The following is a 23,511-nucleotide window of genomic DNA, read 5'->3' as shown; positions in this document are numbered from 1 at the left end:
GCTCGTGCCGAACGTCGTCCACGCCTGGCTGTCCCCGTCGCGACCGGACCGACCGGAGGTCGTCACCGACTCCGCCGAGCGGCGGGCGTTGCTCGTCGAGCTGGTGCTGGTCTTCAGCATGACGCTCGGCTTGTCCGGGTTCCGCAGCGTGCTGTCCTTGCTCGACGCGTTGCTCGCGCCCGAGCCGCTCGGCGAGCAGTCGGTGGCGCTCAACGTCTCCCGCGCGGCGCAGCACCTGGTCGACCTCGGCTTCCAGCTCGCCGGGGTGGTCCAGCTCGCCGCGTGGGGAGGCCTCGGCTTGTACCTGCTGTGGCGGAGCGGCATCGGCCCCCGGCTCGTCGGTCTCGACAGGACCCGAGTGGGGCGTGACGTGGCCGTCGGCGTCGGGCTCGCCGCCCTCATCGGCATCCCGGGCCTCGGCCTCTACCTCGCCGCCCAGGCGCTCGACCTCAACCTCGCCGTGCAGGCGTCAGCGCTCGGCGATCACTGGTGGCGGACGCCTGTCCTGGTGCTGGCGGCCGCAGGGAACGCCTGGGCCGAGGAGGTCCTGGTCGTCGGGTACCTGCTCACCCGGCTGCGCCAACGGGGGTGGACCGAGAACGTCAGCCTGGTGGCGTCCGCGATCCTCCGCGGCTCCTACCACCTCTACCAGGGTTTCGGCGGCTTCGTCGGCAACGTCCTCATGGGGCTGATCTTCGGCCGCCTGTGGCAGCGGACCAACCGTCTGTGGCCGTTGGTGATCGCCCACACCCTGCTCGACGTGGTCGCGTTCGTGGGGTACGCCCTGCTGCGCGACCACCTCGGCTGGCTCCCGTGACGTGCTGCGTCGTCAGGGTATGGCGTCGTCGGACACTGCTGCGTGGCCGGAGCGGCCGAAGCGGTGTGGTGACCACCAAGGCGAGGCGGTCAGAACAGCCCGGTGCGCTCCTTGTAGCAGGCGGTGAAGCGTTCCGGGTCGTTGGCCAGGGGGATGCACGGTTGGGCCCGGTCCGCCCAGATGAAGCCGAGGATGACCGTGCCGAGGGCCAGCGCGAACGCCGTGACCGCCGCCCGCTTGTTGGTCGCGCGCCCACGGTAGACCCGCACCATGCCGGTGATCGACAAGGCGAGAGCGATCGCGGCGAGCAGCACAGCGCCGGTCCAGGCGACCAGCAAGCTCCCGGCGAACGCCACGGCCCCGAGGACGAGAGCGACCCACCCGGAGAGGTTGAGGGGCTTCCGCTGAGGGAGGGCCTCCTCGCCGAGGTCACTGTCGCGGTCCACCGAGCCGTGGCCGGGTGGCATCGGCTCGTCGTCCGGCGAGTCGGGGCGGCGCTGGTCTGGGAAGGTCATGACCTCCGATTGTGTCGTCTACCCTGGCAGGTTGGATAGGCGGTGCTCCCAGAGCCCGGACCAGAGGCGCCGGTGGTCCGCCACGACGGTCGGCCGTGATCGGTCGGCGGACCGGTGCGCGGGGCCCGCCGCGTAGACTGCGGCTTGTCACCCGGTGCGAGCGAGCGCCGGAGCGTGCTCGCCGGCGGTCGTGCCGACGCGGAGCGCCTGCGTGTGACGCTGGGCGAACCGGTCGTTGCGGCCAAACCGGGTGAAACGGCCGCGGCGGTACCCGCGTAGGCTGTGGGACGCCGACGATGGGGTGTCGTCTAAGGGCAAGACCTCAGATTTTGGATCTGATGATGGGGGTTCGAGTCCTCCCACCCCAGCGATGTCGATCAGGGCCCTCCCAGGCTCCGTTGGTCACCGCCGTGGGCGACCCGGTCTGAGGGCCCCTGGCCTGGCGGAGCGCGGCGCGTCACACCCGACCGAGCACGATGTCGGTGAGCTCGCTCAAGGCGTTGATGCGGTAGCGGGCCGCCGAGAAGTCAGCGGACCCACTGGCGTTGGCGAAGTCGTTGCGGACGACGACGCAGTCGGTGCCGGCCGCGACGGCTGACCTCAGCCCTCGGAGAGAGTCTTCGACCACCAGCGCCTCCTCCCTGGCCGCGCCGAAGCGTCGCAGGCCAGTCAGGTGGGGCTCGGGATGAGGCTTGGCGTTCTGGTAGTCCTCGCGGACGAGAACGAAGTCCATGAACCGCGTGATGCGACGGTCGGCGTGGATGAGCTCGAAGTCCGCACGCTGGCGGTCGTCACGATCGCCATCCGGGCGTAGCGTGAGAGCTCAGCGAGCGTGTCGAGGACGCCGTCGATCTCGATGTCCTTCGTTCTCAGGTACTCCTGGTAGTACTCGTCGCGCGCCTTGGCCAGCCTGGCGATGGTCTGCTCGTCGATGCCCGCCGCCCGGGCCTGTGCCCAGGAGCCCAAGCCCTGGCCGACATCCCGCAGGTAGTGGTCCTTGTCGAGGGTGATGCCCACGTCGGCCAGGGCGCGTCACGCGGCCTCGAAGTACCAGTACTCGGTGTCGACGAGGACACCGTCGTGGTCGAAGAGGATGTACGCCTTCGTCATGCGCGATCCTCCTGGCGGCCGGCCGCACCGTCGTAGGGCGGTCCAGCCAGGACCGCGAGCCGTTCACAGAGTCCTACCCGGACGCGAGGACCTCGCCGGCCATGACCTCAGGCGGGTTCGGGAGCAGGGACGCGAGGTGCTCCCGCACGAAGTCGGCGGCGATCCTCGTGGACTCGTCGGCGCCCGCGCGGTCCTCGAAGACGCTGGTCGAGATCAGCACCCCGTCCCCCGCGTCGACCCAGTAGTAGGCCACGAAGCCCGGGACGTGGCGGACGAGGGGCACGAACCCCTCTCGCACCTGGCGTCCCACCTCAGCCGGGTCGGTCACCCCGTCGTACCGTCTCACCACTGCGTACATTGAGACCTCCTTGCGTGCCGCGCGGTCGACGACGTGTCGGTACCCGGGGACAGCGTGAGACACGCCAGCGCCATGGGCTCCGTGCCGGCTTGGATCGTCGAGCCGACGAGGGGAGGGCGAGGAGACGCTGGGCCAGACGCAGGTCGGCGCCCGGTGGATTGTGACTTCGAACACCCGGATCTCGGTGGGCTCGATGGCGGACGTTGACCTACGTCGGATGTCGGATGACCTGGGGAGGCTCCGAATCGCTCACACGACTCACGTCGACCTACCGGGAAAGCCGCCTCCCTTAGGTCAAGGCGTCAGCGCGCGGAGTCGTCGCGCCACTTGTCCGGCGCGTGGTTCGATATGGCGGCGCGGAACTCGCTCCGGGTGGTGTCCCACATGTCGAGGCGCCCGATGATGACCGCGCCGACTCGCGGAGACCAGGACGGATACAGCCATTTCTCGCGTGCGGGTGGCTTGACACCGGGCGCGAGCCAGACAGCGAGGCACTCCGTGCCGGACGAGCGAGCGATCCCCACGCTCCGGATCTCCGGCCAGGTGAACGCGACGTGGTGGCGGAGTCCTCGAACCGACACGCCGTCAGGTCCCACACGGAGGCGGGGATTTTCCAGGAGTGGGAGCGCGCATACCACCGCGGCGATGAGAGCGAACGGCGTGAAAGCTATGGCGATCCATGCCGACTGTGGGTCGAACATGGCGGCGACGCACATGGCGACAAGGGTCAGGCTGCCGAGGCTCAGCGCAATCGGCAGGCCGCGAAGCAATCGGATCTCGGTCGCTTCCACGCCCGAGATTGTGAATCACCACATGGTGACCCTCACGAACGAGGCCGTGACGAGCGGATGGCCCACGAAAACTGAGCGACGAAGGCACCCGCGAGCCACTAGGCGCGGCAGATCACCTCGCCGTGCGGGATGACGAGCCAGCCGTCGGGCGCGCCGGCCCAGGTCCGCCAGCCGTCGGACAGGCGGCGAAGGTCCGCCTCGGTCGCCACCCCCATCTCCACCGCCTGGCGGGCCACGGCGGACTCGACGATGCGGTCGGCCCACATGCCTCCCCACCAGGCGCGGTCCTCCGGTGTCGCGAAGCACCAGACGGAGGCCGAGGGGCGGACGTCGTCGAAACCGGCGGCCTGAGCCCAGGACAGCAGTCGACGTCCGGCGTCGGGCTCACCGCCGTTCGCGCGAGCGACGGTGCGATAGAGGTCCAGCCACTCGTCCAGCTCCGGCACGCGCGGATACCACGCGAACGCCGCGTAGTCGCTGTCACGTGCGGCCACCACGCCGCCCGGCCGACAGACGCGTCGCATCTCCCGCAGGGCCTGCACGGGGTCGGCGACGTGCTGGAGGACCTGGTGCGCGTGGACGACGTCGAACTCGTCATCAGCGAAGGCCAGCGCGTGGACGTCCGCCACCACGAAGTCGACGTTGGTCAGCCCACGCCGGGATACCTCCTCTGCGGCGATCTCCAGCACGTCAGCGGTCGGCTCGATCGCTGTGACGGTGCCCGGCGCCACGCGATCGGCCAGGTCGGCGGTGAGCGTCCCCGGTCCACAGCCGACGTCGAGGAGCCGTTGCCCAGGCGTGAGGGACGGCAGGAGGTAGGCGGCGGAGTTCTCCGCCGTGCGCCAACGATGGGAGCGCAGCACGGACTCGTGGTGGCCGTGGACGTACGTGGCGGACCTCTCGCTCATAGGCGGGAAACGTAACCGGTCGCGGGCGACCGCTGGGTGCCATCTCACATGGCGACGTGTGTCTCGAGTATCGAGCGCGCCGGCTCGGCCGGTCAGTTGGGCCCGCGACCTGCTCACCGCGCGCCCGCGGGGATGGTCGAGAAGACCAAGCAGTAGTCGTTGGTGATCCAGTCGATCGTCCGGTCCCAGTCGAGCACGATCTCCCGCTCGAAGCGCAGCACGGTCGACAGCGACCGCGCGACGTCGAACGCCAGTGGGGTGACGGTGTCGTTGTAGGTCAGGTTCGCGACATTGACCACGACCCGGGCCTTGGCGGTCAGGTGTCGACCAAGCCGCCGGAAGATGTCGGTGAGCTCCTCCAGGTAGCGCTCGTAGTCGCCGTCCCGCGTCGCATAGCCCGTCAACGGGTTCTCGGGATGGTTGAGACGCGTCATGTACGGCGGCGAGGTCATCACGAAGTCGACGGGTGGGAGGCCGTACTCGTCGAGCCGTCGGGCGTCCCCCAGTCGGATCGCGGTCGGATCGGCGAGCCTGCCCGCGACGAAGTCCACGCGGTCAGGGTCGATCTCCAGGCCGAGCGGGCGACGTCCCATGCGCTCGGCGACGACGAGCGTCGTCCCTGAGCCGGCGAACGGATCGAAAACCACGTCCCCTGGGCGTGTGTACTCGGCGAGGAAGCACTCGACCAGCGCCTCGGGGTAGCACTCGCCGTCGGTGAACTCGTCCGCGAGCTCGGGCCGGGGTGGCGGGACGTGGAGCGGAAGCACGGGGCGCACGAGCAGATCCTGTCATCACCCGACCCTCAGCCTGCGGGTCCCGCCCTCCGCAGACGACGGGCCGGACACCGTCAGGCCCGCGAGCGCCACAGGAGCCAGACGAAGTAGGGCGTGCCGAGCAGGGCCGTCAGCAGGCCGGCCGGCACCTGGGCGGGCGCGATGACGAACCGGCCGAGGGTGTCGGCGAGGCTGACCAGGAGCGCGCCAACCACGGCCGCGACGGGGATGACCCGGCGGTGCTGAGGTCCGACCAAGGCGCGCGCCACGTGCGGTGCGACCAGTCCGGCGAACCCCACCGCCCCGACAGCGGAGACCGCGGTGGAGGCGAGCAGCGCCGCACCGGTGAGGACGGCGAGTCGGGTGACCTCGAGGCGGACACCGAGAACGCGTGGCGTGTCGTCGTCCAGCGCCATCAAGTCGAGCTCTCGTCGCAGCGTCACGACGACCGGGGTGAGCACGAGCAGTGCGACGAGCACCGGCACGACCTGGGCGAAGGTCCGCCCGTAGGTGGAGCCGGACAGCCACGTCAGCGCCTTGGCGGTGTTCCAGGGGTCGTGCACCACCACGATGAGCGTGGTGAGCGCGGTGAACCCGGCGGACAGGCCGATGCCGATGAGCACGAGGCGGTCCGGGTTCAGCTCGCGCCGCCAGGCCAGCCCGTAGACGAGCGCGAACGCCACGAGCGCGCCGACCCCGGCGGCCACCGACATGGCCACCACGCTCGCCAGAGGGACGAACGTGAGGAGGGACACCGCGCCGAGGCTGGCGCCGGCGGTGATCCCGAGGATCCCCGGTTCGGCGAGAGGGTTCCGGCAGGCGGCTTGGACGGTGACGCCCGCGATCGCTAGGGCCGCTCCGGCGAGCAGAGCCGCGGCCACGCGCGGCATCCGCTCGTTGAGGACGAACGTGACACGAGGACCCGAGGCGCCGGTGAGCCAGTTGAGGACGTCTCCGGTGAGCAGGAGTGTGTCGCCGAGGAGCATGCCCGCGAGCGCTGCGCCGGCCGTCGCGAGGAGGGCGACGAGGAGGACCAGCCAGAACCGACCGCGGGAGCGGGCGCCGCCGGTGCGGGCGGCCGGCGGACGGCGGGTGGGTCCGGCGTCGCGATGCTGTCGAGCGAGCAGGACGAGCACCACCGCGCCGACGACGCTCGTGACGACGCCGGTGGGCACGTCAACCCCACCCTGCCCCCCGAGCGCGGCGCGCAGCAGGACGTCCGCGCCGACGACGATGAGCGCGCCGGCGACCCCGGAGAGCGGGAGCAAGACGCGGTGGCGTAGCAGACCGGGCACCAGCGGTGCGGCGAGACGCACGATCACCGGAGCGCACAGACCGACGAACCCGATCGGTCCTGCCACCGTGACGGCGGCCGCGGTCAACAGCACCGCGAGCAGGACCGCGGTGACTCGGGTCCGGCGGACGGGCAGGCCGAGCGAGGCCGCGGTGTCGTCTCCTAGCGCGAGGATGTCCAGCCGGTGGCCGAGCACCACGAGCCCGCCGACCGCGGCCACCACGATCGGCGCCATCTGGGCACTCGGGTCAAGGTCAGCTTGCACCAGTGATCCGCTGCCCCAGGCGAACAGTCCTTTGGTCTGTTCCTCGAAGAGCAACAGCAGCAGTGCCGTCACCGAGCTGAACGCGAGCGCCGTCGCCGATCCGGCCAGCACCAGTCGCGTCGGACCGCTGGCGCCACCGGCCGACAGCAGGAGCACGAACACGGCCGCACCGAGACCGCCCACGAAGGCCAGTCCGCCCGCCGGGAGCAGTGGAAGGGAGAGCCCGAACGCAGCGGCGATCGTCACCGCGAGGTAGGCGCCCGCGCTGACCGCGAGCGTGTCCGGGGAGGCCAGCGCGTTGCGCGCCACGGACTGCAGGACGGCGCCGGCGACACCAAGGGCCACGCCGACGACGAGCGCGGCGGCCAGGCGTGGCAGCCTCGAGCCGAGCAGGATGTTCCACGTGGCCTCGTCGCCGTGGCCACGAGCGAGCCGGAGCAGGTCGACGGCGCCAATCTCGGACGTGCCCTGGGTGAGGTGGATCACGGCGAGGAGGGCGAGGGCCAGGACGCTGACGCCGAACGCCGCCGCGATCCGGATCCGCCGTCCTGGCGCGTGGGGTGCCGGCTCCGGTCGCGGAAGCGTCACCACCGGAGCCGCACCGCTGCGCGCGTTGCTCACCGCTTCGTCGTGAGGGTGGTGACGACCTGGTTGATGAAGTGCTCACACGAGCGGGGTCCGCCGAAGGTCCAGGTTCCCGGCTCCAGCTTGTACACCTGTCCCTTCGTCACGAACGGCAGGGAGCGCCAGATGGGTTGGTCGGCCAGCACACCGGTGAACACGTCCTCTTCGGAGGCGCTGTAGAAGAAGTGGACGTCCGGCAACGCCGTGAGGCCTTCGACGTCGGTCACCCCGAGTCCCCACACCTCGTCGACCTCGCCCGTCCACTGGTTGCGCAGGCCGAGCTCCTCGGCGAGGTCGGACATCAGCGAGCCCTTGCCGAACATCCGGATGTTGACGGAGCTGCCCTCCGTCCAGGCGTCCGCCATGGCGAACCCGGCGCCGGCGAGTCCGGCGTCCGCGATCGCGCGCTGGCCCTCCGCCAGGGTGGCGTCGAACTCCTCGAGAACCGCCTCGGCCTCCTCCTCCTTGCCGACGGCGGTCGCGATGAGTCGGACATTGTCCTTCATCTGCTCGATGTTCCGGCTGGCGTCACTGCCTCGCATCACCAGCACCGGAGCGGCCTTCTCGAGCTGGGCGATGGTCTGCTCGCCGCGGTTGTCTTCGGTGATGATCAGGTCGGGCTCCAAGGCGACGATCGAGTCGACGCTGGGCTCCTGGCGGGTTCCGACGTCAGCCACGTCGGCGTCGAGCTTCACCGAACGCACCCATGTCGAGAAGCCCTTGACGTCGGCGACGCCGACCGGCATGACGCCCAAGGTGACGAGGATCTCGGCCTCGCTCCATTCCAGGGCGACGACGCGCGTGGCCGGCCCGTTCGGCAGGGTGACCGGCTTGTTCCGCGCGTCGGTCAGGGTGATCGGCTCGGCGGTGGTCGTCGCTGGCGGGGTAGGTGCGGCTCCGGATGGATCCTCGGTGGTCCCGCAGGCTGCGAGGGCGGCCACGCAGACGAGCCCGAGGAACGTGCGGCGAAGAGTCATGAGGGTTCCTTGGTGGGTCGGTGCGGGGGATCTTCGATGGGGGTGAGACGGCCAGCGGCGCGGTTAGGCCGGAGTGGGGACGCGTCGGGTGTGGCGGCCCACGGGTTGGGTGACGATCGTCCCGGTCTGCGGGTCGATCCGAACGTCGATGTGGATGCCGTACGCGCGGGAGAGCAGCTCGCTGGTGAACACCTCGCGCGGTGGCCCGCTGGCGACGATGGTCCCCTTCTCGAGCAGGACCACCTGGTCGGCGACCGCGGCCGCCTGGTCCAGGTCGTGGAGCACGACGCCGACCGCGACACCGTGGACGTCGGCCAGGTCGCGGAGCAGGTCGAGGATCTCCACCTGGTAGCGCAGGTCGAGGAAGGTCGTCGGCTCGTCCAGGAGGAGCACGGACGTCTGCTGGGCCAGGCAGGTCGCCAGCCAGACGCGCTGCAACTCGCCGCCGGAGAGCTCGTCGACGCACCGGTCGGCCATGGGTGCGACGCCGGTCACCGTCATCGCCCACTCGACGGCCGCCGGGCCGTCCTCGTCGCGCGCACCCCAGCGCCCGCGGTGCGGGTGTCGGCCGTACCCGACGACCTCGCGCACGCTGATGCCGGTGGGGGTGGGCCGGGACTGGGCGAGGAGAGCGACCCGACGAGCGAACTCCTTCGCCGAGAGGGCGTGCGCCGAGGTGCCGTCGTCCAGGAGGACCTGCCCGGACACCGGCCGGTGGAGTCGAGCCAGCGACCGCAGCAGCGTGGACTTGCCGCTGCCATTCGGTCCGACGAGGGCGGTGACCTCGCCGCGACAAAGCTGAACGGTCGCGGCCTCGACCACGGGCGTGCCGTGGTACGCCAGGTCGAGGTCAACTCCCCGCAGCCCTATCGCGGGCTCTGCGGGGGGACGCGCACTGGTGGACACGTCGGAAGGTTAGCCTAACCTCACTTCCGACTCCAGCGAGTGTGTCCAGCCTCTCACGCTGTCGACTCGCTCTGTCGACGGTGGGTGGTGATGATGAGGAACGACGCTGGCGTTGAGGTGGGGCGCTGACCGCCGGGCGTGTCGGGACCGGAAATGACGACCTTCACCTACGTCGGCACCTACCGTGGCGAGCGCGAGCGCTTCGGATCCCGGCCGGCGACGCCGGCCGACTTCGCCGCGATTCGACGGCTCGACGCCGAGGTGAACGGCGTGGACCGCGGGCGGGTCGTCGAGGGCTTGCCTCGGTTCCTCGCGCAGCTCCGCGTGGTCGAGCGCGGCGGCGTCGTGACCGGCTACGCCGGGGTATGGCAGAACGTCGACAACCTCGTCGTCGGACCGGTCGTCGCCGACAGCGTCGCCGACGCCGAGGCGCTGATCGGCGACATCGCGGCGAGCGTCGACGGACCGGTCCGCCTCGACCTCGACGACCGGTACCCCCAGCTCCACGACTGGGCCACCCAGCACGGCTTCACGCTGCGGACCTCGACGGCGGTGATGGTCCACGACGGGCGGCCGCTCCCGGGGACCGTCGTCGCTGGTTCATCCCCTTGATGCACGCCCTCGGCTGATCGGTCGTTAGCCGGCCGCCCAGGCGACGACCAGCGACGGCGGGAGGTTCGGTCGGCTGTCGGCGCACGCGACGATCTCCTCTCCCTTCCTTCGGCCCGCCGTCCTTCTCTCCGCGACCTCGTCTCCACGTGTTCCCAGGGCGCTGCTCTCCCTGCCGACTGAGCCCGGGTCGGGCTCTCATGTCCGACCCGCCGCGTTCGCCCTACTCCGCCCTGCGCGCGACTAGGTGGACCTCAAGCCTCACGGTCCGTTCCTCGTGGGCTCGAGAACGGCCAGGTCGGCTCCGCGGGACCCCGGTGGCCCACGGCGACCCGTGGTACCACCTTGGCGTCAATACCCTCGGCGGGTATTGTGGTCGAGTCCATACCCTAGGGGGGTAGGGTTAGCGGGCAGAAGGTAGAGATGAGCGATATCCCAGGTCACGGCTACATCGGGAACAAGGAAAACTACCTCAAGCGCTTGCGTCGCATCGAGGGGCAGGCGCGGGGCCTGCAACGCATGGTCGAGTCGGAGGAGTACTGCATCGACATCCTCACGCAGATCTCCGCAATGACCAAGGCGTTGCAGTCGGTGGCGCTCGGGCTGCTCGAGGAGCACTTGAGCCACTGCGTGGTCCGCGCCGCCCGAGCTGGCGGCCGCGAGGCCGAGGAGAAGGTCAAAGAGGCGTCCGAGGCCATCGCTCGTCTCGTGCGCTCCTGACAAGCTGTGTCGTCGCGCCAGTGACGCTTCCTGACGTTCCTGTCTCGACGAGACCACACGAGACCACACGAGACCGCACGGCGAGCCGTGCCGGGCGGCGCGTCCACGAAGGCAACGCCGTGTTGACGGCTTGGTGAGAGAAGACGTGGTGAGAGGAGAAGGACATGGGTGACTCCCGCAACGGCGCGACCGTGCAGACCTACACCGTCGTCGGCATGACGTGCGACCACTGTGTCAACGCGGTCAAGGCGGAGGTGGGCCAGATCGAGGGTGTCTCCTCGGTGGACGTCGACCTGGCCAGCGGCAACGTCACCGTGACGAGCGACCGTCCGCTCGACCGCGAGGCGGTACGCGCCGCTGTCGAGGAGGCCGGCTACGAGCTCGCCGGTGCCTGACAACCCAGGAGTGGCCCGCGCGCGTCAGGACTCGGGCCCTGGGCCCGAGCCTGTCGCGGCGATCTCCCGGTGTGAGGATCCACGATGAGAACACCCGTCAAGATCGCCGCCTTCGCCGCCGTCCTCGTGGCCGCCTTCGCCGCCGCCTTCGGCATCGGTGTCCTCGTGGGACCGCTCGAGCTCCGGCCCACCGATGAGCACGCCGGCTCCGAGGCGGGGACCGACCAGGAGGCCCACCAGCCCGACGCGCACGACGCCCATGGGTCGGGCACCCACGACTCCCACGACACGGTCGGGCACGAGGCCAGCGGAGGGGCCCACGGACCGAGTGGCCTCCTGGCATCCGACCAGGGCTACACCCTCGACGTGGAGCACTCCATCCTGCCCGCGGGTCGACCGACGGTGCGCTTCACCATCCGGGACGCCGTGGGGCGCGCGGTCACCGATTTCGTGGAGAACCACGAGAAGGATCTCCACCTCATCGCCGTGCGGCGTGACCTCTCGGGGTTCCAGCACGTCCATCCTGCGATGGCTCCGGACGGCACCTGGTCGGTACCGCTCACGCTCAGCCCGGGTCAGTGGCGCCTCTTCGCCGACTTCGTGCCTCGAGGCGGCGAGAACCTGACGCTGGGCACCGATCTCGCGGTGGCGGGCGACTACACGCCCCAGCCTCTGCCGGCTCCGTCGACGACCGCGCGGGTCGACGACTACACCGTCACCCTGCGCGGCGAGCTCAAGCCGGGCCAGCCGTCGCGGCTCACGCTGACGGTGAGCCGCGACGGCGAGCCCGTCACCGACCTGCAGCCCTACCTGGGCGCGTACGGGCACCTGGTCGCCCTGCGTGCCGGCGACCTCGCCTACCTGCACGTCCATCCGGGCGGCGTGCCCGGTGACGGGACGACGAAGCCCGGTCCTGACATCACCTTCGACGTCACGCCACCCAGCGCGGGTGAGTACCGGCTGTTCTTGGACTTCCGGCACGCCGGCGAGGTCCGAACGGCGGAGTTCACCGTTCGCGTCGATCCCACACCGCGCCACGACGGTGAGCACGGCGAGGCCGGTCATGGCGGGAGCAGCGAGCACGGAGACGGCCGTGGTGAGAAGGGTCATGACGGCGACGGTCATGACGGCGACGGTCATGACGGCGACGGTCATGACGGCGATGGCTAGAGCGGGGCGGTACCGCGCAGAAGGAACAGGGCTGGCCAGAGCAGGAGCAGAGCCGGCCAAGGCGGGAACGGCGGCGCAGCAGGACCCCGACCACGAGCAGGGACGGGTCGCTGACGGGTGGACGCGACAGAGGAGACGACATGAGCACCACCGATGAGATGTCTCGCCGCTCCGGGCAGCGCGTCGAGCTGGTGATCGGGGGGATGACGTGCGCGTCCTGCGCGGCACGCATCGAGAAGAAGCTCAACCGGCTCGACGGGGTTACCGCCAGCGTCAACTTCGCGACGGAGAAGGCGTCCGTGACCATCGACGGTGACGTGACCGTCGACGACCTCATCGCGGTGGTCGAGAAGACCGGCTACACGGCCTCACTGCCCGCACCGCGCGACGCCGAACGGCCGGCCGAGGACGACGAGGGCGACGACCCCACCCGGTCGGCCGGGCAGCGCCTGCTGATCTCGGTGGTGCTGACGGTACCCGTCATCGCGATGGCGATGATCCCGGCCCTGCAGTTCACCTACTGGCAGTGGATCTCCCTCACGCTCGCGGCACCCGTGGTGGTCTGGGGTGGTTGGCCGTTCCACAAGGCCGCTTGGACGAACCTCCGGCACGGCTCCACCACGATGGACACCCTCGTGTCGCTCGGCACTCTCGCGGCGTTCGGGTGGTCGCTGTACGCGTTGCTGTTCGGCACGGCGGGCGTCCCCGGCATGAAGCACCCCTTCCAGCTCACCATCGGCCGCACCGACGGCTCCGCCGCGATGTACCTGGAGACCGCCGCCGGTGTGACGATGTTCCTCCTCGTCGGCCGCTACCTCGAGGCGCGCTCGAAGCGGCGCGCGGGAGCCGCGCTGCGCGCCCTGCTCGAGATGGGCGCCAAGGACGTCGCCGTCCTGCGTGACGGCACCGAGACCCGGATCGGGATCGACGAGCTCGCGGTGGGGGACCGGTTCGTCGTCCGGCCCGGGGAGAAGATCGCGACGGATGGCGTCGTCGAGGAGGGGACGTCGGCGGTCGACGTCTCGATGCTCACCGGCGAGTCCGTGCCGGTCGAGGTGCGGCCCGGCGACACCGTGGTCGGTGCGACGGTCAACGTCGGCGGCAGGCTCGTCGTGCGCGCCACCCGTGTCGGAGCAGACACCCAGCTGGCGCAGATGGCCAAGCTGGTCGAGGAGGCCCAGCAGGGCAAGGCCCAGGTGCAGCGGCTCGCCGACCGGATCTCCGCGATCTTCGTGCCGGTCGTGCTCGGCCTCGCCGCCGCCACGCTCGGCTTCTGGCTCGGCACCGGAGCGGGCGCCCAGGCCGCCTTCACCGCCGCGGTCGCCGTCCTCATCATCGCCTGCCCGTGCGCGCTCGGTCTGGCCACACCCACCGCCCTCATGGTGGGAACCGGACGCGGTGCCCAGCTCGGCATCCTCATCAAGGGCCCCGAGGTGCTCGAGTCGACGCGGACCGTCGACACGGTGGTGCTCGACAAGACCGGCACGGTCACCACGGGGCGGATGACGCTCACCGACGTCGTGGCGGCGCCCGGCGAGGATCCGAATCTGATCCTGCGGCTCGCGGGCGCGGTCGAGCACGCCTCCGAGCACCCCATCGCGCAGGCGATCGCCGCGGCCGCGGCGGACCGTACCGGGCCGCTGCCGCGAGTCGACGACTTCCGCAACCTCGAAGGGCTCGGAGTGCAGGGCGTGGTCATCGACGGCGACGACACCTACGCCGTGGTCGTCGGACGTCCACGCCTGCTGCGCGAGCGGTCCCAGGAGCTGCCAGCCGAGCTCGAGCCCGCCATGGCCGACGCCGAGGCTCGCGGGTCCACCGCGGTCGCGGTCGGCTGGGACGGCAAGGCACGGGGCGTCCTCGTCGTCGCCGACACGGTGAAGCCGACGTCCGCCGAGGCGATCGAGCAGCTGCGGGCACTCGGATTGTCGCCGGTCCTGCTCACCGGCGACAACGAGCGGGTCGCCCGTGCTGTCGCCGCCGAAGTGGGTATCGACGAGGTGATCGCGGAAGTGCTCCCGCGCGACAAGGCCGACGTGGTCCGCCGCCTGCAGGCCGACGGTCGGGTCGTCGCCATGGTCGGCGACGGGGTCAACGACGCGCCCGCCCTGGCCCAGGCCGACCTGGGACTGGCGATGGGCACTGGCACGGACGTCGCGATCGAGGCGTCCGACCTCACCTTGGTCCGCGGCGACCTGCGGGTCGTGCCCGACGCGATCCGGCTGTCCCGGCGCACCCTCGCCACGATCAAGGGGAACCTGTTCTGGGCGTTCGCCTACAACGTCGCGGCGATCCCGCTCGCCGCGGCCGGGCTGCTCAACCCGATGCTGGCCGGCGCGGCGATGGCGTTCAGCTCGGTGTTCGTCGTGAGCAACAGCCTGCGGCTGCGACGGTTCCGTCCGCTCACCGACCACGCTGTCCCGGCAGGGTGAACGGCGCGAGCTTGAAGACCCGTCGAGGCTGGTCGATCACCAGGTCGACGGCGGTCTCGATGGCCTCGTCTTCTTCCAGCCGATCCTCGGCGACGAGGCGGGCGAGGACACCGGCGTCGACGCGGCGAGCGATGTCGTGGCGGGCCGGGACCGAGCAGAAGGCGCGGGCGTCGTCGGCCCCGCCGCAGGTACGGGAGAACCCGGCGGTCTCCGTCGTGGCCGCGCGGAACCTGCGGAGCGTGTCTGGGCCCCGCGGCACGCCCAGGTAGACGGAGGGATAGCGGCTGGCGAGGGGCGCGAGCTCGCGCGACCAGGCCGCCTCGTCCGCCGTGAAGACGACGAGGTGCAGGTTTGGGTGGGTGCCGTACCGCTCGAGCAGCGGACGCAGGGCGTCGGTGACCTCGACTGGGGCGGTCACGCCGCTGTCCGGCGCCAACCACTCGGCCGTCGGTGGGTCCTGGCGTCGCACGCCCGTGTGGAGAACCATGACCAGACCGTCGTCGCACGACATGCGCGCCATCTCGCCGAGCATGTGCCGGCGGAAGGCCTCCGCCTCGGAGGCGGTGGCCTCGTCGGACAGAGCTGCCTGGTAGATGCGGTTGGCCTCGGAGGGCTCGATCCGGTCGGTGCGGATGTCCGGGTGCGTGTGGACGGTCGAGGTCGCGCCGTGCTCGATGAAGAACCGGCGTCGCCGCTCCAGTGCCTGGATGAAGCCGGGGTAGTCGCCGACGTCGACGTCCGCCGCCTGCCCCAGCCTGGCGACCCGAGCCGTCCAGCCCGGTCCCGGCTCGAGGTAGGCGTCCGGGCAGAAGGTGGGGATGATGCGCCCGGGCCAGCTGGGGTCGGCCTCCAGCGCCGCGTGGACCTGCAGGTCGGAGCAGGCGTCGTCGCGGGTGGCGAGGACGCTGATCCGGAACCGCTCGTAGAGCGCGCGGGGACGGTACTCCGGTCGCCGGAGCCGCTCGGCGATCCGGTCGAACATCGTGTCCGCGGTGTGTGGTGATGGACGCAACGCCACCCCGAAAATCTCGACGAGCTGGTACTCCGTCCGAAGCCGTACGGTGGTGCCGCGGAAGACGTCCCAGTGCTCGCAGAACGCCCGCCACACCGCGCGAGCCTGCGTCTCCGACAAGGAGCCCGCCTCCGACGAGGAGTCGAGGCCGACGCCGAGCCTGTCCAGCGGAACCCCGCTCGCGTGCAACAGTCGGGTCACCTCGCGGTCGGACGTGACCAAGAGCGTCGCCGGGTCGGCGAACGGCTCGTCGTCGAGCAGGACCCGCGGATCGACGTCGCCGTGCGGGGAGACCACCGGAAGGTCCCGCACGACGTCGTAGAGCCGTCGTGCGATCACCCGCACCTCGGGCTCCACCGGGAGGAGCCGGTCAGGCTCGAGGCGCAGCGGCACGGTGGTGACTGTCATACCGGGAGTCTGCCCAGATCGCGCCTGTCCGACGCGATGCGCGCTCGGCGAGGCCGAGTCGTCGGCGTGGGCGTACACCCGCGAGCGGCTTGGGACACCTGACGGCCGGACAGGAAGGACTCGGAACGTAGACTGGGGGCGACGGACGGGTCGCTCGCCGACCGTTGGGCACACGGGTGGGAGTGATCGATGTCAACCCCGCCGGCCGCTACCGACTACCCGGTGCCCGACGCGTGGCGGCGAGACGTGGACGAGATCGTCACTGAGCTCGACACCGACGTCGAACGCGGCCTCACCTCGGCCGAGGCAGCCTCCCGGCTGCGGCGCTACGGTCCGAACCAGCTGCGTACCGCCGCGGGAACTCCGGCGTGGCGCATGCTGCTCCAGCAGTTCGCCGACCCGCTGATCTACCTCCTCCTCGCCGCGGTCCTGGTGTCGCTCGCCGCCTGGTTCGTCGAAGGAGCCAGGGGCATGCCGTTCGACGCGGTGGTGATCACCGCGATCCTTCTCCTCAACGGGGTGCTCGGCTACGCCCAGCAACGGCGCGCCGAGCGCGCGGTCGCTGCGCTCCGCGCGATGGCAGCGCCGATGGCCACGGTTCGTCGGGACGGGCGTGAGGTGCGCATCCCCGCGGCCGAGGTGGTTCCGGGTGACGTCGTCGTCCTGAACGAGGGCGACACCGTTCCGGCCGACGCGCGGTTGGCGTGGGCCGCGTCTCTGCAGGTCTCCGAGGCCGCGTTGACGGGCGAGAGTGAGCCTGTCGTCAAGGACGTCAGGACCCTGACCGGGTCCGTCGGCGTCGCCGACCGAGCCGACATGGTCTTCGCCGGGACGGCCGTCGTGCGTGGCCGTGGCGTCGCCGTCGTGACCGGCACCGGTATGGCGACGGAGATGGGGCGGATCGCCCACCTGTTGCGGCGAACCAGGAAGGAGAGCACGCCCCTGCAGCGGGAGACCGCCCACGTCGGGCGGGCACTGGGTGTCGCGGTGCTGGTGATCACCGTCGTGGTCGTGGCCGCGATCCTGGTGACCTCCGACATCGAGCGGGCCTCCGACGTCGTCGCGGTGCTGCTGGTCGGTGTGTCCCTCGCCGTCGCCGCCGTTCCGGAAGGCCTCCCGGCGATCCTGTCCGTGGTGCTCGCCCTGGGCGTCCAGCGCATGGCGCGGCGGCGGGCGATCGTCAAACGACTCTCGTCCGTGGAGACCCTGGGGTCGGCGTCCGTGGTCTGCTCGGACAAGACCGGGACCCTCACCAGGAACGAGATGACCATCGAGAAGGTGGTGGTCCCCTCCGGTGAGGTCGGTGTCTCGGGGGCTGGTTACCGCCCCGAGGGCGAGCTCCTCACCGAGGAGCCGGCCCTGGTCGAGGAGGCGAAGGCGGTCCTCGCGGTCGGTCGCCTCGCCAGCGACGCGGTCCTCCGCAAGGAGGGCGGCGACTGGATCGCGCACGGTGACCCGACCGACGTGGCGTTCCTCGTGGCCGTGCGCAAGGTCGAGGGCCTGGAGGAGGAGATCGCCCGGCGGTTCCGGCGAGTGGGGGAAATCCCGTTCACGTCGGAGCGCAAGCTGATGAGCACGCTCGTGGCCGACGCGGACCACGGCGGTGTCGTGCTCGCCGTGAAAGGCGCGCCGGACGTGCTGCTCGCCCGCTGCACCGCCGAGCGGATCGCCGGCGGGCAGCGTCCCCTGACGCCTCGGCGTCGGGACGAGCTCCTCGCCAGCGTCGAACGCCTCGCGGATCTGTCGCTCCGCACGCTGGGCGTGGCCGCTCGGAGGCTTCCCGACAACCAGGTCAGGCCGGATGAGTCGATGGAGCAGGACCTGGTGTTCCTCGGGATCGTCGGGATGCTCGACCCGGCCCGCCCGGAGGCCCGGACGGCTGTCGCCGAGGCGACCGCCGCGGGCATTCGGGTCGTGATGATCACCGGTGACCACCCGCGGACGGCCATCCGCATCGCCGCTGACCTCGCCATCGCCCGACCCGGGAGCCGGGTGCTGAGCGGCGCCGAGCTCGACAGCCTCGACGACGCCGCCTTCCGCGTCGCGGTGGGCGAGACGTCGGTCTACGCACGGGTGACGCCGGAGCACAAGCTGCGGATCGTCGACGCGCTGCAGGCCCGGGGCGCGATCGTCGCCATGACCGGTGACGGGGTGAACGACGCGCCGGCGTTGAAGTCCGCCGACATCGGTGTCGCGATGGGCCAGGCGGGGACTGACGTGGCGAAGGAGGCGGCGGACATGGTCCTCGCCGACGACAACTTCGCCACGATCATCGCCGCCGTCCGGGAGGGGCGCTCGATCTTCGCCAACATCCGCGCCTTCCTGCGCTTCCTGCTCTCGTCCAACATCGGCGAGGTGCTGACGATGTTCGTCGGCGTCCTTCTCGCCGGGGTGCTGGGCCTCACCGGCGCCGGCGATGCGGTGGCGGTGCCGCTCGTCGCCACGCAAATCCTGTGGATCAATCTGCTGACCGACGCGGCGCCCGCGCTCGCGATTGGGGTCGACCCGCCCGCCGAGGACGTCATGCGCCGCCCACCGCGTCGGCTCACCGACCGGATCGTGGACCGCCAGATGTGGACGGGCATCGTGTGGGTGGGGCTCGTGATGGCGGCGGTGTCGCTGGCCGCACTCGACCTCGGCCTCGCCGGCGGGTTGCTCGGCGGCGTGGGTGACCTCGACCACGGCCGGACGATGGCGTTCACCACTTTGGTGTTCGCGCAGCTGTTCAACTGCTTCAACGCTCGGTCAGGCCGCGCGAGCGCCTTCCGTCATCTCTTCAGCAATGGCTGGCTGTGGGGTGCCGTCGCCGTCTCGGCGCTGGCGCAGATCGCGGTCGTGCAGGTGCCGTTCCTCAACGCGCCGTTCCGGACCGTGCCGTTGCCACTCAGCGACTGGCTGGTGTGCGCCGGGCTGGCCAGCGTGGTCCTGTGGGCGGAGGAGCTGCGCAAGCTGATGGCGCGCCGAGGGCGTGCGTGAGGTGTGGAGGAGGTACCGCGTGAGGATCCTGACCGTGAACGCCGGGTCCAGCTCGCTGAAGCTGCGCCTCCTCGGTGACGCCGACGAGCTCGTCGCCGAGGAGGCGCTGCCCGCGGAGCGCGGTGCTGTCGCCCGCGATCACCTGGAGGCGGCCTTGCGTCGCATGGGTCCGGCGGACGCGGTCGGCCACCGCGTCGTCCACGGTGGCACCCGCTTCCACGGCCCGGCTCGGGTGGACGACGAGACCATCGCTGCCCTGGAATCCTTGACCGACCTCGCGCCCCTGCACCAACCCGCGGCGATCAGCGCGCTGCGCGTCGTCCAGGACGCGCTACCCGACGCGCCGGGCGTGGTCTGCTTCGACACCGCCTTCCACGCCGGGCTCCCTGCGGCCGCCGCGACGTACGCGCTGCCCCGGGTCTGGCGCGAACGCTTCCCGCTGCGGCGGTTCGGCTTCCACGGACTCTCCCACGCGTACGCCACGCGCCGCGCCGGCGAGATGCTGGGGCGGGACCCTCGCACGCTGCGCCTGGTGACGTGCCACCTGGGCGCGGGTGCCTCGTTGGCGGCGGTGCGGGACGGGCGGTCCGTCGACACCACGATGGGGTTCACGCCGATGGAGGGGCTGGTCATGGCCACCCGTTCGGGCACGGTCGACCCCGGCCTCCTCCTGTGGCTGATCGAGCACGGCGGACTGGACGTCGGCGAGGTCTCTGACGCGCTCGAGCATCGTGCCGGTCTCGTGGGACTGGCCGGTACCGCCGACATGCGCGAGGTCCTGGCCCGCAGCGAGGCGGGTGACCGGGACGCGGTGGTGGCGCGTGACGTCTACCTCCATCGCCTGCGCGCGCTCATCGCCGCCATGGCGGCGGCCATGGACGGCCTCGACGTCTTGGTCTTCACCGGCGGGGTCGGGGAGAACGCGGCCGTGATCCGTCAGCGGGCGGCCGACGGACTCGGGTTCCTCGGTGTCGCGCTCGACGTCGACGCCAACGCGCGGGCGGTCCCCGATGTCGACGTGAGCGCGCCGGACGCACGGGTGCGGACGCTCGTCGTTCGCGCGCGCGAGGACCTCGAGATCGCTCGCGAGGTCCGGGCGGTGCTCGGAGACTGAGCCGCCGTGGCGACCGCGGGTCAGGCCGGTTCGCCCCGCCGCGCGTCGACGCCGGCGTGCTCGGGCGGCCGCGATCCCGGCCACACCCAGTCGCGCACCTTGGGCGCGTCGTCACCGGTCTCGCGGGTGTGCGCCCGCGCGCGCAGTCGCTCGTCGACCATGCGCTGTCGCAGGCCGACGGCTCGCTGGGCCAGCCCCGGCACCCGGTCGATGACGTCCATGACCAGGTGGAACCGGTCGAGGTCGTTCAGCATGACCATGTCGAACGGCGTCGTGGTGGTGCCTTCCTCCTTGTAGCCGCGCACGTGGAGCTCGTCGTGGTTGGTGCGGCGGTAGGTGAGGCGGTGGATGAGCCACGGGTATCCGTGGTAGGCGAAGATCACCGGGCGGTCGCGGGTGAAGAGCGCGTCGAACTCGGCGTCCGGCAGGCCGTGGGGGTGCTCCGACGGCGGTTGCAGACGCATGAGGTCGACGACGTTCACCACCCGAACCTTGAGGTCGGGAAGGTGCTCCCGCAACAGCGCTGCCGCGGCCAAGGTCTCCAGCGTGGGGATGTCACCGGCGCAGGCGAGGACGACGTCGGGGTCCCCGTCGTCGTTGCTCGCCCACTCCCAGACCCCCACGCCGCGTGCGCAGTGGGCGATCGCCTCCTCCATCGACAGGTACTGCAGCGCGGGCTGCTTGCCCGCCACGATGATGTTGACGTACTGCCGGCTGCGCAGGCAGTGGTCGGTGACCGAGAGCAGGCAGTTGGCGTCCGGCGGGAGATAGACCCGGATGACGTCCGCCTTCTTGTTCACCGCGATGTCGATGAAACCAGGATCCTGGTGGGAGAAACCGTTGTGGTCTTGCCGCCACACGTGCGAGCTCAGCAGGTAGGTCAGCGACGGTACGGGTCGCCGCCACGGGATGCGGTTCGAGACCTCCAGCCACTTGGCGAACTGGTTGAACATCGAGTCGACGATGTGGATGAACGCCTCGTAGGAGTTGAACAGCCCGTGCCGTCCCGTCAGCAGGTAGCCCTCCAACCAGCCTTGGCACAGGTGCTCGCTGAGCACCTCCATGACCCGCCCGTCCGGGGCCAGGTGGTCGTCCTCGGGGAGACGCTCGGCGACCCACGCGCGGTCGGTCGTCTCGAACACCGCCGAGAGCCGGTTGGAGTTGGTCTCGTCCGGCCCCATGAGGCGGAAGTTGGTCGGGTTGCGGGCGATGACGTCGCGCAGGTAAGCGCCGAGCACGCGGGTCGCCTCCGCGGTCGTGACGCCGGGCTCGGGGACGTCGACCGCGTAGTCGCGGAAGTCGGGCAGCTCGAGGGGACGCGTGAGCAAGCCGCCGTTGGCGTGCGGGTTCGCACCCATGCGACGGTCACCACGTGGCGCGAGTGCGGCGATCTCGGGTCGGAGCGCCCCGGTCTCGTCGAAGAGCTCGTCGGGTCGGTAGGAACGCAGCCACTCCTCCAACCGCCGTAGCAGGTCGGGTCGGTGCGCGAGGTCGGCCAGCGGAACCTGGTGGGAGCGGAAGGTCCCCTCGATCGGCACCCCGTCGACCTCCGACGGACCAGTCCAGCCCTTCGGCGTCCGCAGCACGATCATCGGCCAGCGGGGCCGCGAGGAGTCCGCGCCGGCCCGCGCCCGCTGCTGGATCGCGCGGATCTCCGCGAGCACCTCGTCGAGCGTCGCGGCCATGAGCTGGTGCATCGACGTGGGGTCCGACCCGGTCACGAAGCGCGGCGCGTAGCCGTAGCCCTCGAAGAGCGCGCGCAGCTCGTCCTCCGGGATCCGGGCGAGGAAGGTCGGGTTGGCGATCTTGTACCCGTTGAGGTGGAGGATCGGCAGGACGGCTCCGTCGGTCCGGGGGTTGAGGAACTTGTTCGAGTGCCAGCTGGTCGCCAGCGGGCCGGTCTCCGCCTCCCCGTCGCCGACCACACAGCAGACCAGCAGGTCGGGGTTGTCGAACGCGGCGCCGTAGGCGTGGGCCAGCGAGTAGCCCAGCTCGCCTCCCTCGTTGATCGAGCCGGGGATCTCGGCCGCGACGTGGCTGGGAATCCCGCCGGGAAACGAGAACTGTCGAAACAGCCTCCGCAGGCCCTCTTCGTCTCGGCCGACGTGTGGGTAGAACTCGCTGTAGGTGCCCTCGAGGTAGACGTTCGCCACGATCCCAGGACCGCCGTGCCCCGGACCGGTGACGAAGATCGCATTGAGGTCGTCTCGCTTGATCACGCGGTTCAGGTGGACGTAGACGAAGTTGAGCCCCGGCGTGGTGCCCCAGTGGCCGAGCAAGCGCGGCTTGACATCTTCGATCCGAAGCGGCCGGCGCAGTAGTGGGTTGTCGAAGAGGTAGATCTGGCCCACCGAGAGGTAGTTCGCCGCGCGCCAGTACGCGTCGATCAGCGCGAGCTCGTCGGCCGAGAGAGGTCCGGTGGTCGGCTCGGCGGCTCTCGTGTCCTTCCGCGCCACGGTCTCGGTCATGGTGCCCCTTTCGTCGGTGTGCTCGCTCGAGGCGGGAGAGCCGGGCCGTCAACGGCCGCGCTCGTCTGCGTGGCGGCGCAGTGCGAGCCGTCCGGCGGCGAGCGCCTCGACGTCGACCTGGTCGAGGGAGGTGACCACGAGGTCTGCGTGCGCGCGCACCAACAGCTCGGCGTCGTCGGCTCGAGCGATACCGATCGCCGCCATGCCGCCCGCCTTCGCTGCCTGGACGCCCGCCTCGGCGTCTTCGAGGACCAGCGAGGCTTCCGGTGCCACGCCGAGCTCCTCCGCAGCGGCCAGGAACATGTCCGGATGAGGCTTGCCATGGGCGAAGTCCCGCCCGGACACGTCCGCGTCGAAGTAGCCCAGGAGAGTCTGACCTGGGCGCACGGTCGGAGAGGAGATCCCCTCCCGGCTCGCGAACGAGTCCAGCCGGATCGCGCGCAAGAACAGCCTGGCGTTCTTCGACGACGAGGCGGCCGCCACCCGCAGTCCGCTGTCCTTCACGGCGATGATGAAGCGCAACGCGTCCGGGTAGGCGCTGAAGTCGCCGGCCTCGATGAGCTGGACCAGCATCGCCTGCTTGCGGTCGGCGTACTCGGCGGCGCGGGCGTCGAGGTCTCCCGGCACGTGGAAGTACGCGAGCGCCGCCCTCGCGCCGTCCATGCGGGGCTTGCCGGACATCTGCTCCTGGTAGACCTGTGGAGTGAACGCCTCGGGCCGCCAGGTCGTGCGGTCTCGGATGTCGCTCCAGGTCGACTCCATCAACGCGCGCAGCGACTCCCGCCATGCCTTCTCGTGCGGTGACTGGACGAGAACCCCGTCGACGTCGAAGATCCCGCCTTCGAACCGTGTCGGCATGGTGCCTCCCG

21 protein-coding genes and 1 tRNA gene are annotated in these 23,511 nt (G+C 70.9%); 9 read left to right on the top strand and 13 right to left on the bottom strand.

Features of this window, described 5'->3' with window-relative positions:
• Positions 1 to 4 precede the first annotated feature (4 nt).
• Positions 5 to 817 (top strand): CPBP family intramembrane glutamic endopeptidase, encoded by an 813-nt coding sequence (locus DFJ64_RS05515; protein WP_115849470.1) that lies wholly within the window; start codon positions 5 to 7, stop codon positions 815 to 817.
• Between the two features lie 89 nt (positions 818 to 906).
• On the opposite strand, the gene DFJ64_RS05510 is transcribed toward DFJ64_RS05515, so the two are convergent.
• Entirely contained in the window at positions 907 to 1,332 is a 426-nt protein-coding gene (locus tag DFJ64_RS05510; protein WP_115849469.1) for a hypothetical protein, read from the bottom strand.
• Between the two features lie 297 nt (positions 1,333 to 1,629).
• Between DFJ64_RS05510 and DFJ64_RS05505 the strand changes: the two genes are divergently transcribed.
• Positions 1,630 to 1,700 (top strand) — tRNA-Gln (locus DFJ64_RS05505).
• Between the two features lie 89 nt (positions 1,701 to 1,789).
• Here the strand turns inward: DFJ64_RS05505 and DFJ64_RS19645 are convergent.
• The 9 genes from DFJ64_RS19645 to DFJ64_RS05465 form a co-directional block, all read right to left on the bottom strand.
• Positions 1,790 to 2,065, bottom strand: coding sequence for an HAD-IA family hydrolase (locus tag DFJ64_RS19645; RefSeq protein WP_245940959.1), 276 nt, complete (start codon positions 2,063 to 2,065; stop codon positions 1,790 to 1,792).
• On the bottom strand, positions 2,002 to 2,349 hold the full coding sequence (locus tag DFJ64_RS19640) for an HAD family hydrolase (RefSeq protein WP_211310501.1): 348 nt from the start codon (positions 2,347 to 2,349) through the stop codon (positions 2,002 to 2,004). Before DFJ64_RS19640 ends, DFJ64_RS19645 begins: the two co-directional genes overlap by 64 nt.
• A gap of 166 nt (positions 2,350 to 2,515) precedes the next feature.
• Positions 2,516 to 2,800, bottom strand: a complete 285-nt coding sequence (locus tag DFJ64_RS05495) for a hypothetical protein (protein WP_115849468.1) — start codon at positions 2,798 to 2,800, stop codon at positions 2,516 to 2,518.
• 302 nt (positions 2,801 to 3,102) lie between these two features.
• A complete protein-coding gene (locus DFJ64_RS05490; RefSeq protein ID WP_115849467.1) occupies positions 3,103 to 3,591 on the bottom strand; it encodes a PH domain-containing protein in 489 nt (162 codons plus the stop codon).
• A gap of 98 nt (positions 3,592 to 3,689) precedes the next feature.
• Positions 3,690 to 4,499: a class I SAM-dependent methyltransferase gene (locus DFJ64_RS05485; RefSeq protein WP_115849466.1), complete on the bottom strand. Its 810-nt coding sequence runs from the start codon at positions 4,497 to 4,499 to the stop codon at positions 3,690 to 3,692.
• Between the two features lie 113 nt (positions 4,500 to 4,612).
• Positions 4,613 to 5,275: a DNA methyltransferase gene (locus tag DFJ64_RS05480; protein ID WP_170152507.1), complete on the bottom strand. Its 663-nt coding sequence runs from the start codon at positions 5,273 to 5,275 to the stop codon at positions 4,613 to 4,615.
• 71 nt (positions 5,276 to 5,346) lie between these two features.
• Positions 5,347 to 7,452, bottom strand: a complete 2,106-nt coding sequence (locus DFJ64_RS05475) for an iron ABC transporter permease (protein ID WP_245940958.1) — start codon at positions 7,450 to 7,452, stop codon at positions 5,347 to 5,349.
• Positions 7,449 to 8,432, bottom strand: a complete 984-nt coding sequence (locus DFJ64_RS05470) for an ABC transporter substrate-binding protein (protein ID WP_115849464.1) — start codon at positions 8,430 to 8,432, stop codon at positions 7,449 to 7,451. Before DFJ64_RS05470 ends, DFJ64_RS05475 begins: the two co-directional genes overlap by 4 nt.
• A gap of 63 nt (positions 8,433 to 8,495) precedes the next feature.
• Positions 8,496 to 9,338: an ABC transporter ATP-binding protein gene (locus DFJ64_RS05465; RefSeq protein ID WP_281268488.1), complete on the bottom strand. Its 843-nt coding sequence runs from the start codon at positions 9,336 to 9,338 to the stop codon at positions 8,496 to 8,498.
• Positions 9,339 to 9,491: 153 nt separating this feature from the next.
• Between DFJ64_RS05465 and DFJ64_RS05460 the strand changes: the two genes are divergently transcribed.
• The 5 genes from DFJ64_RS05460 (at position 9,492) to DFJ64_RS05440 (ending at position 14,664) form a co-directional block, all read left to right on the top strand.
• Complete coding sequence (locus DFJ64_RS05460) at positions 9,492 to 9,950, top strand: GNAT family N-acetyltransferase (RefSeq protein WP_115849463.1); 459 nt, start codon at positions 9,492 to 9,494, stop codon at positions 9,948 to 9,950.
• Between the two features lie 420 nt (positions 9,951 to 10,370).
• Positions 10,371 to 10,667 carry a metal-sensitive transcriptional regulator gene (locus DFJ64_RS05455; protein WP_115849462.1) on the top strand — a complete coding sequence of 99 codons (297 nt, stop codon included), beginning with the start codon at positions 10,371 to 10,373 and terminating at the stop codon, positions 10,665 to 10,667.
• A gap of 164 nt (positions 10,668 to 10,831) precedes the next feature.
• Positions 10,832 to 11,062, top strand: a complete 231-nt coding sequence (locus DFJ64_RS05450; protein ID WP_115849461.1) for a heavy-metal-associated domain-containing protein — start codon at positions 10,832 to 10,834, stop codon at positions 11,060 to 11,062.
• 84 nt (positions 11,063 to 11,146) lie between these two features.
• Entirely contained in the window at positions 11,147 to 12,232 is a 1,086-nt protein-coding gene (locus tag DFJ64_RS05445; RefSeq protein ID WP_170152506.1) for a hypothetical protein, read from the top strand.
• A 140-nt stretch (positions 12,233 to 12,372) separates the two neighbouring features.
• Positions 12,373 to 14,664 (top strand): heavy metal translocating P-type ATPase, encoded by a 2,292-nt coding sequence (locus tag DFJ64_RS05440; RefSeq protein ID WP_115849460.1) that lies wholly within the window; start codon positions 12,373 to 12,375, stop codon positions 14,662 to 14,664.
• Here DFJ64_RS05440 and uxaC read toward each other — a convergent pair.
• Positions 14,636 to 16,084 (bottom strand): glucuronate isomerase, encoded by a 1,449-nt coding sequence (gene uxaC / locus DFJ64_RS05435; protein WP_115849459.1) that lies wholly within the window; start codon positions 16,082 to 16,084, stop codon positions 14,636 to 14,638. The two genes, DFJ64_RS05440 and uxaC, sit on opposite strands and share 29 nt — an antisense overlap.
• 189 nt (positions 16,085 to 16,273) lie before the next feature.
• Between uxaC and DFJ64_RS05430 the strand changes: the two genes are divergently transcribed.
• Both DFJ64_RS05430 and DFJ64_RS05425 read left to right on the top strand, forming a co-directional pair.
• Positions 16,274 to 19,060, top strand: a complete 2,787-nt coding sequence (locus DFJ64_RS05430; RefSeq protein ID WP_115849458.1) for a cation-translocating P-type ATPase — start codon at positions 16,274 to 16,276, stop codon at positions 19,058 to 19,060.
• A 19-nt stretch (positions 19,061 to 19,079) separates the two neighbouring features.
• On the top strand, positions 19,080 to 20,174 hold the full coding sequence (locus DFJ64_RS05425) for an acetate/propionate family kinase (protein ID WP_115851843.1): 1,095 nt from the start codon (positions 19,080 to 19,082) through the stop codon (positions 20,172 to 20,174).
• Between the two features lie 20 nt (positions 20,175 to 20,194).
• On the opposite strand, the gene DFJ64_RS05420 is transcribed toward DFJ64_RS05425, so the two are convergent.
• Entirely contained in the window at positions 20,195 to 22,642 is a 2,448-nt protein-coding gene (locus DFJ64_RS05420) for a phosphoketolase family protein (RefSeq protein WP_115849457.1), read from the bottom strand.
• Between the two features lie 48 nt (positions 22,643 to 22,690).
• On the bottom strand, positions 22,691 to 23,500 hold the full coding sequence (locus tag DFJ64_RS05415; RefSeq protein ID WP_115849456.1) for an HAD family hydrolase: 810 nt from the start codon (positions 23,498 to 23,500) through the stop codon (positions 22,691 to 22,693).
• Between the last annotated feature and the right edge of the window lie 11 nt (positions 23,501 to 23,511).

Source organism: Thermasporomyces composti, assembly GCF_003386795.1.
Taxonomy (GTDB): domain Bacteria; phylum Actinomycetota; class Actinomycetes; order Propionibacteriales; family Actinopolymorphaceae; genus Thermasporomyces; species Thermasporomyces composti.
The sequence above is the reverse complement of the archived record's forward strand: the minus strand, read 5'-3'. Positions and strand labels throughout refer to the sequence as shown.

Excerpts from the sequence above, each read along its gene's own strand:
- DFJ64_RS05510 (WP_115849469.1), bottom strand. The coding sequence starts at position 1,332 with ATGACCTTCCCAGACCAGCGCCGCCCCGACTCGCCGGACGACGAGCCG.
- DFJ64_RS19645 (WP_245940959.1), bottom strand. The coding sequence starts at position 2,065 with ATGGACTTCGTTCTCGTCCGCGAGGACTACCAGAACGCCAAGCCTCAT.
- DFJ64_RS05495 (WP_115849468.1), bottom strand. The coding sequence starts at position 2,800 with ATGTACGCAGTGGTGAGACGGTACGACGGGGTGACCGACCCGGCTGAG.
- DFJ64_RS05485 (WP_115849466.1), bottom strand. The coding sequence starts at position 4,499 with ATGAGCGAGAGGTCCGCCACGTACGTCCACGGCCACCACGAGTCCGTG.
- DFJ64_RS05470 (WP_115849464.1), bottom strand. The coding sequence starts at position 8,432 with ATGACTCTTCGCCGCACGTTCCTCGGGCTCGTCTGCGTGGCCGCCCTC.
- DFJ64_RS05460 (WP_115849463.1), top strand. The coding sequence starts at position 9,492 with ATGACGACCTTCACCTACGTCGGCACCTACCGTGGCGAGCGCGAGCGC.
- DFJ64_RS05455 (WP_115849462.1), top strand. The coding sequence starts at position 10,371 with ATGAGCGATATCCCAGGTCACGGCTACATCGGGAACAAGGAAAACTAC.
- DFJ64_RS05450 (WP_115849461.1), top strand. The coding sequence starts at position 10,832 with ATGGGTGACTCCCGCAACGGCGCGACCGTGCAGACCTACACCGTCGTC.
- DFJ64_RS05445 (WP_170152506.1), top strand. The coding sequence starts at position 11,147 with ATGAGAACACCCGTCAAGATCGCCGCCTTCGCCGCCGTCCTCGTGGCC.
- DFJ64_RS05440 (WP_115849460.1), top strand. The coding sequence starts at position 12,373 with ATGAGCACCACCGATGAGATGTCTCGCCGCTCCGGGCAGCGCGTCGAG.
- uxaC (WP_115849459.1), bottom strand. The coding sequence starts at position 16,084 with ATGACAGTCACCACCGTGCCGCTGCGCCTCGAGCCTGACCGGCTCCTC.
- DFJ64_RS05430 (WP_115849458.1), top strand. The coding sequence starts at position 16,274 with ATGTCAACCCCGCCGGCCGCTACCGACTACCCGGTGCCCGACGCGTGG.
- DFJ64_RS05420 (WP_115849457.1), bottom strand. The coding sequence starts at position 22,642 with ATGACCGAGACCGTGGCGCGGAAGGACACGAGAGCCGCCGAGCCGACC.
- DFJ64_RS05415 (WP_115849456.1), bottom strand. The coding sequence starts at position 23,500 with ATGCCGACACGGTTCGAAGGCGGGATCTTCGACGTCGACGGGGTTCTC.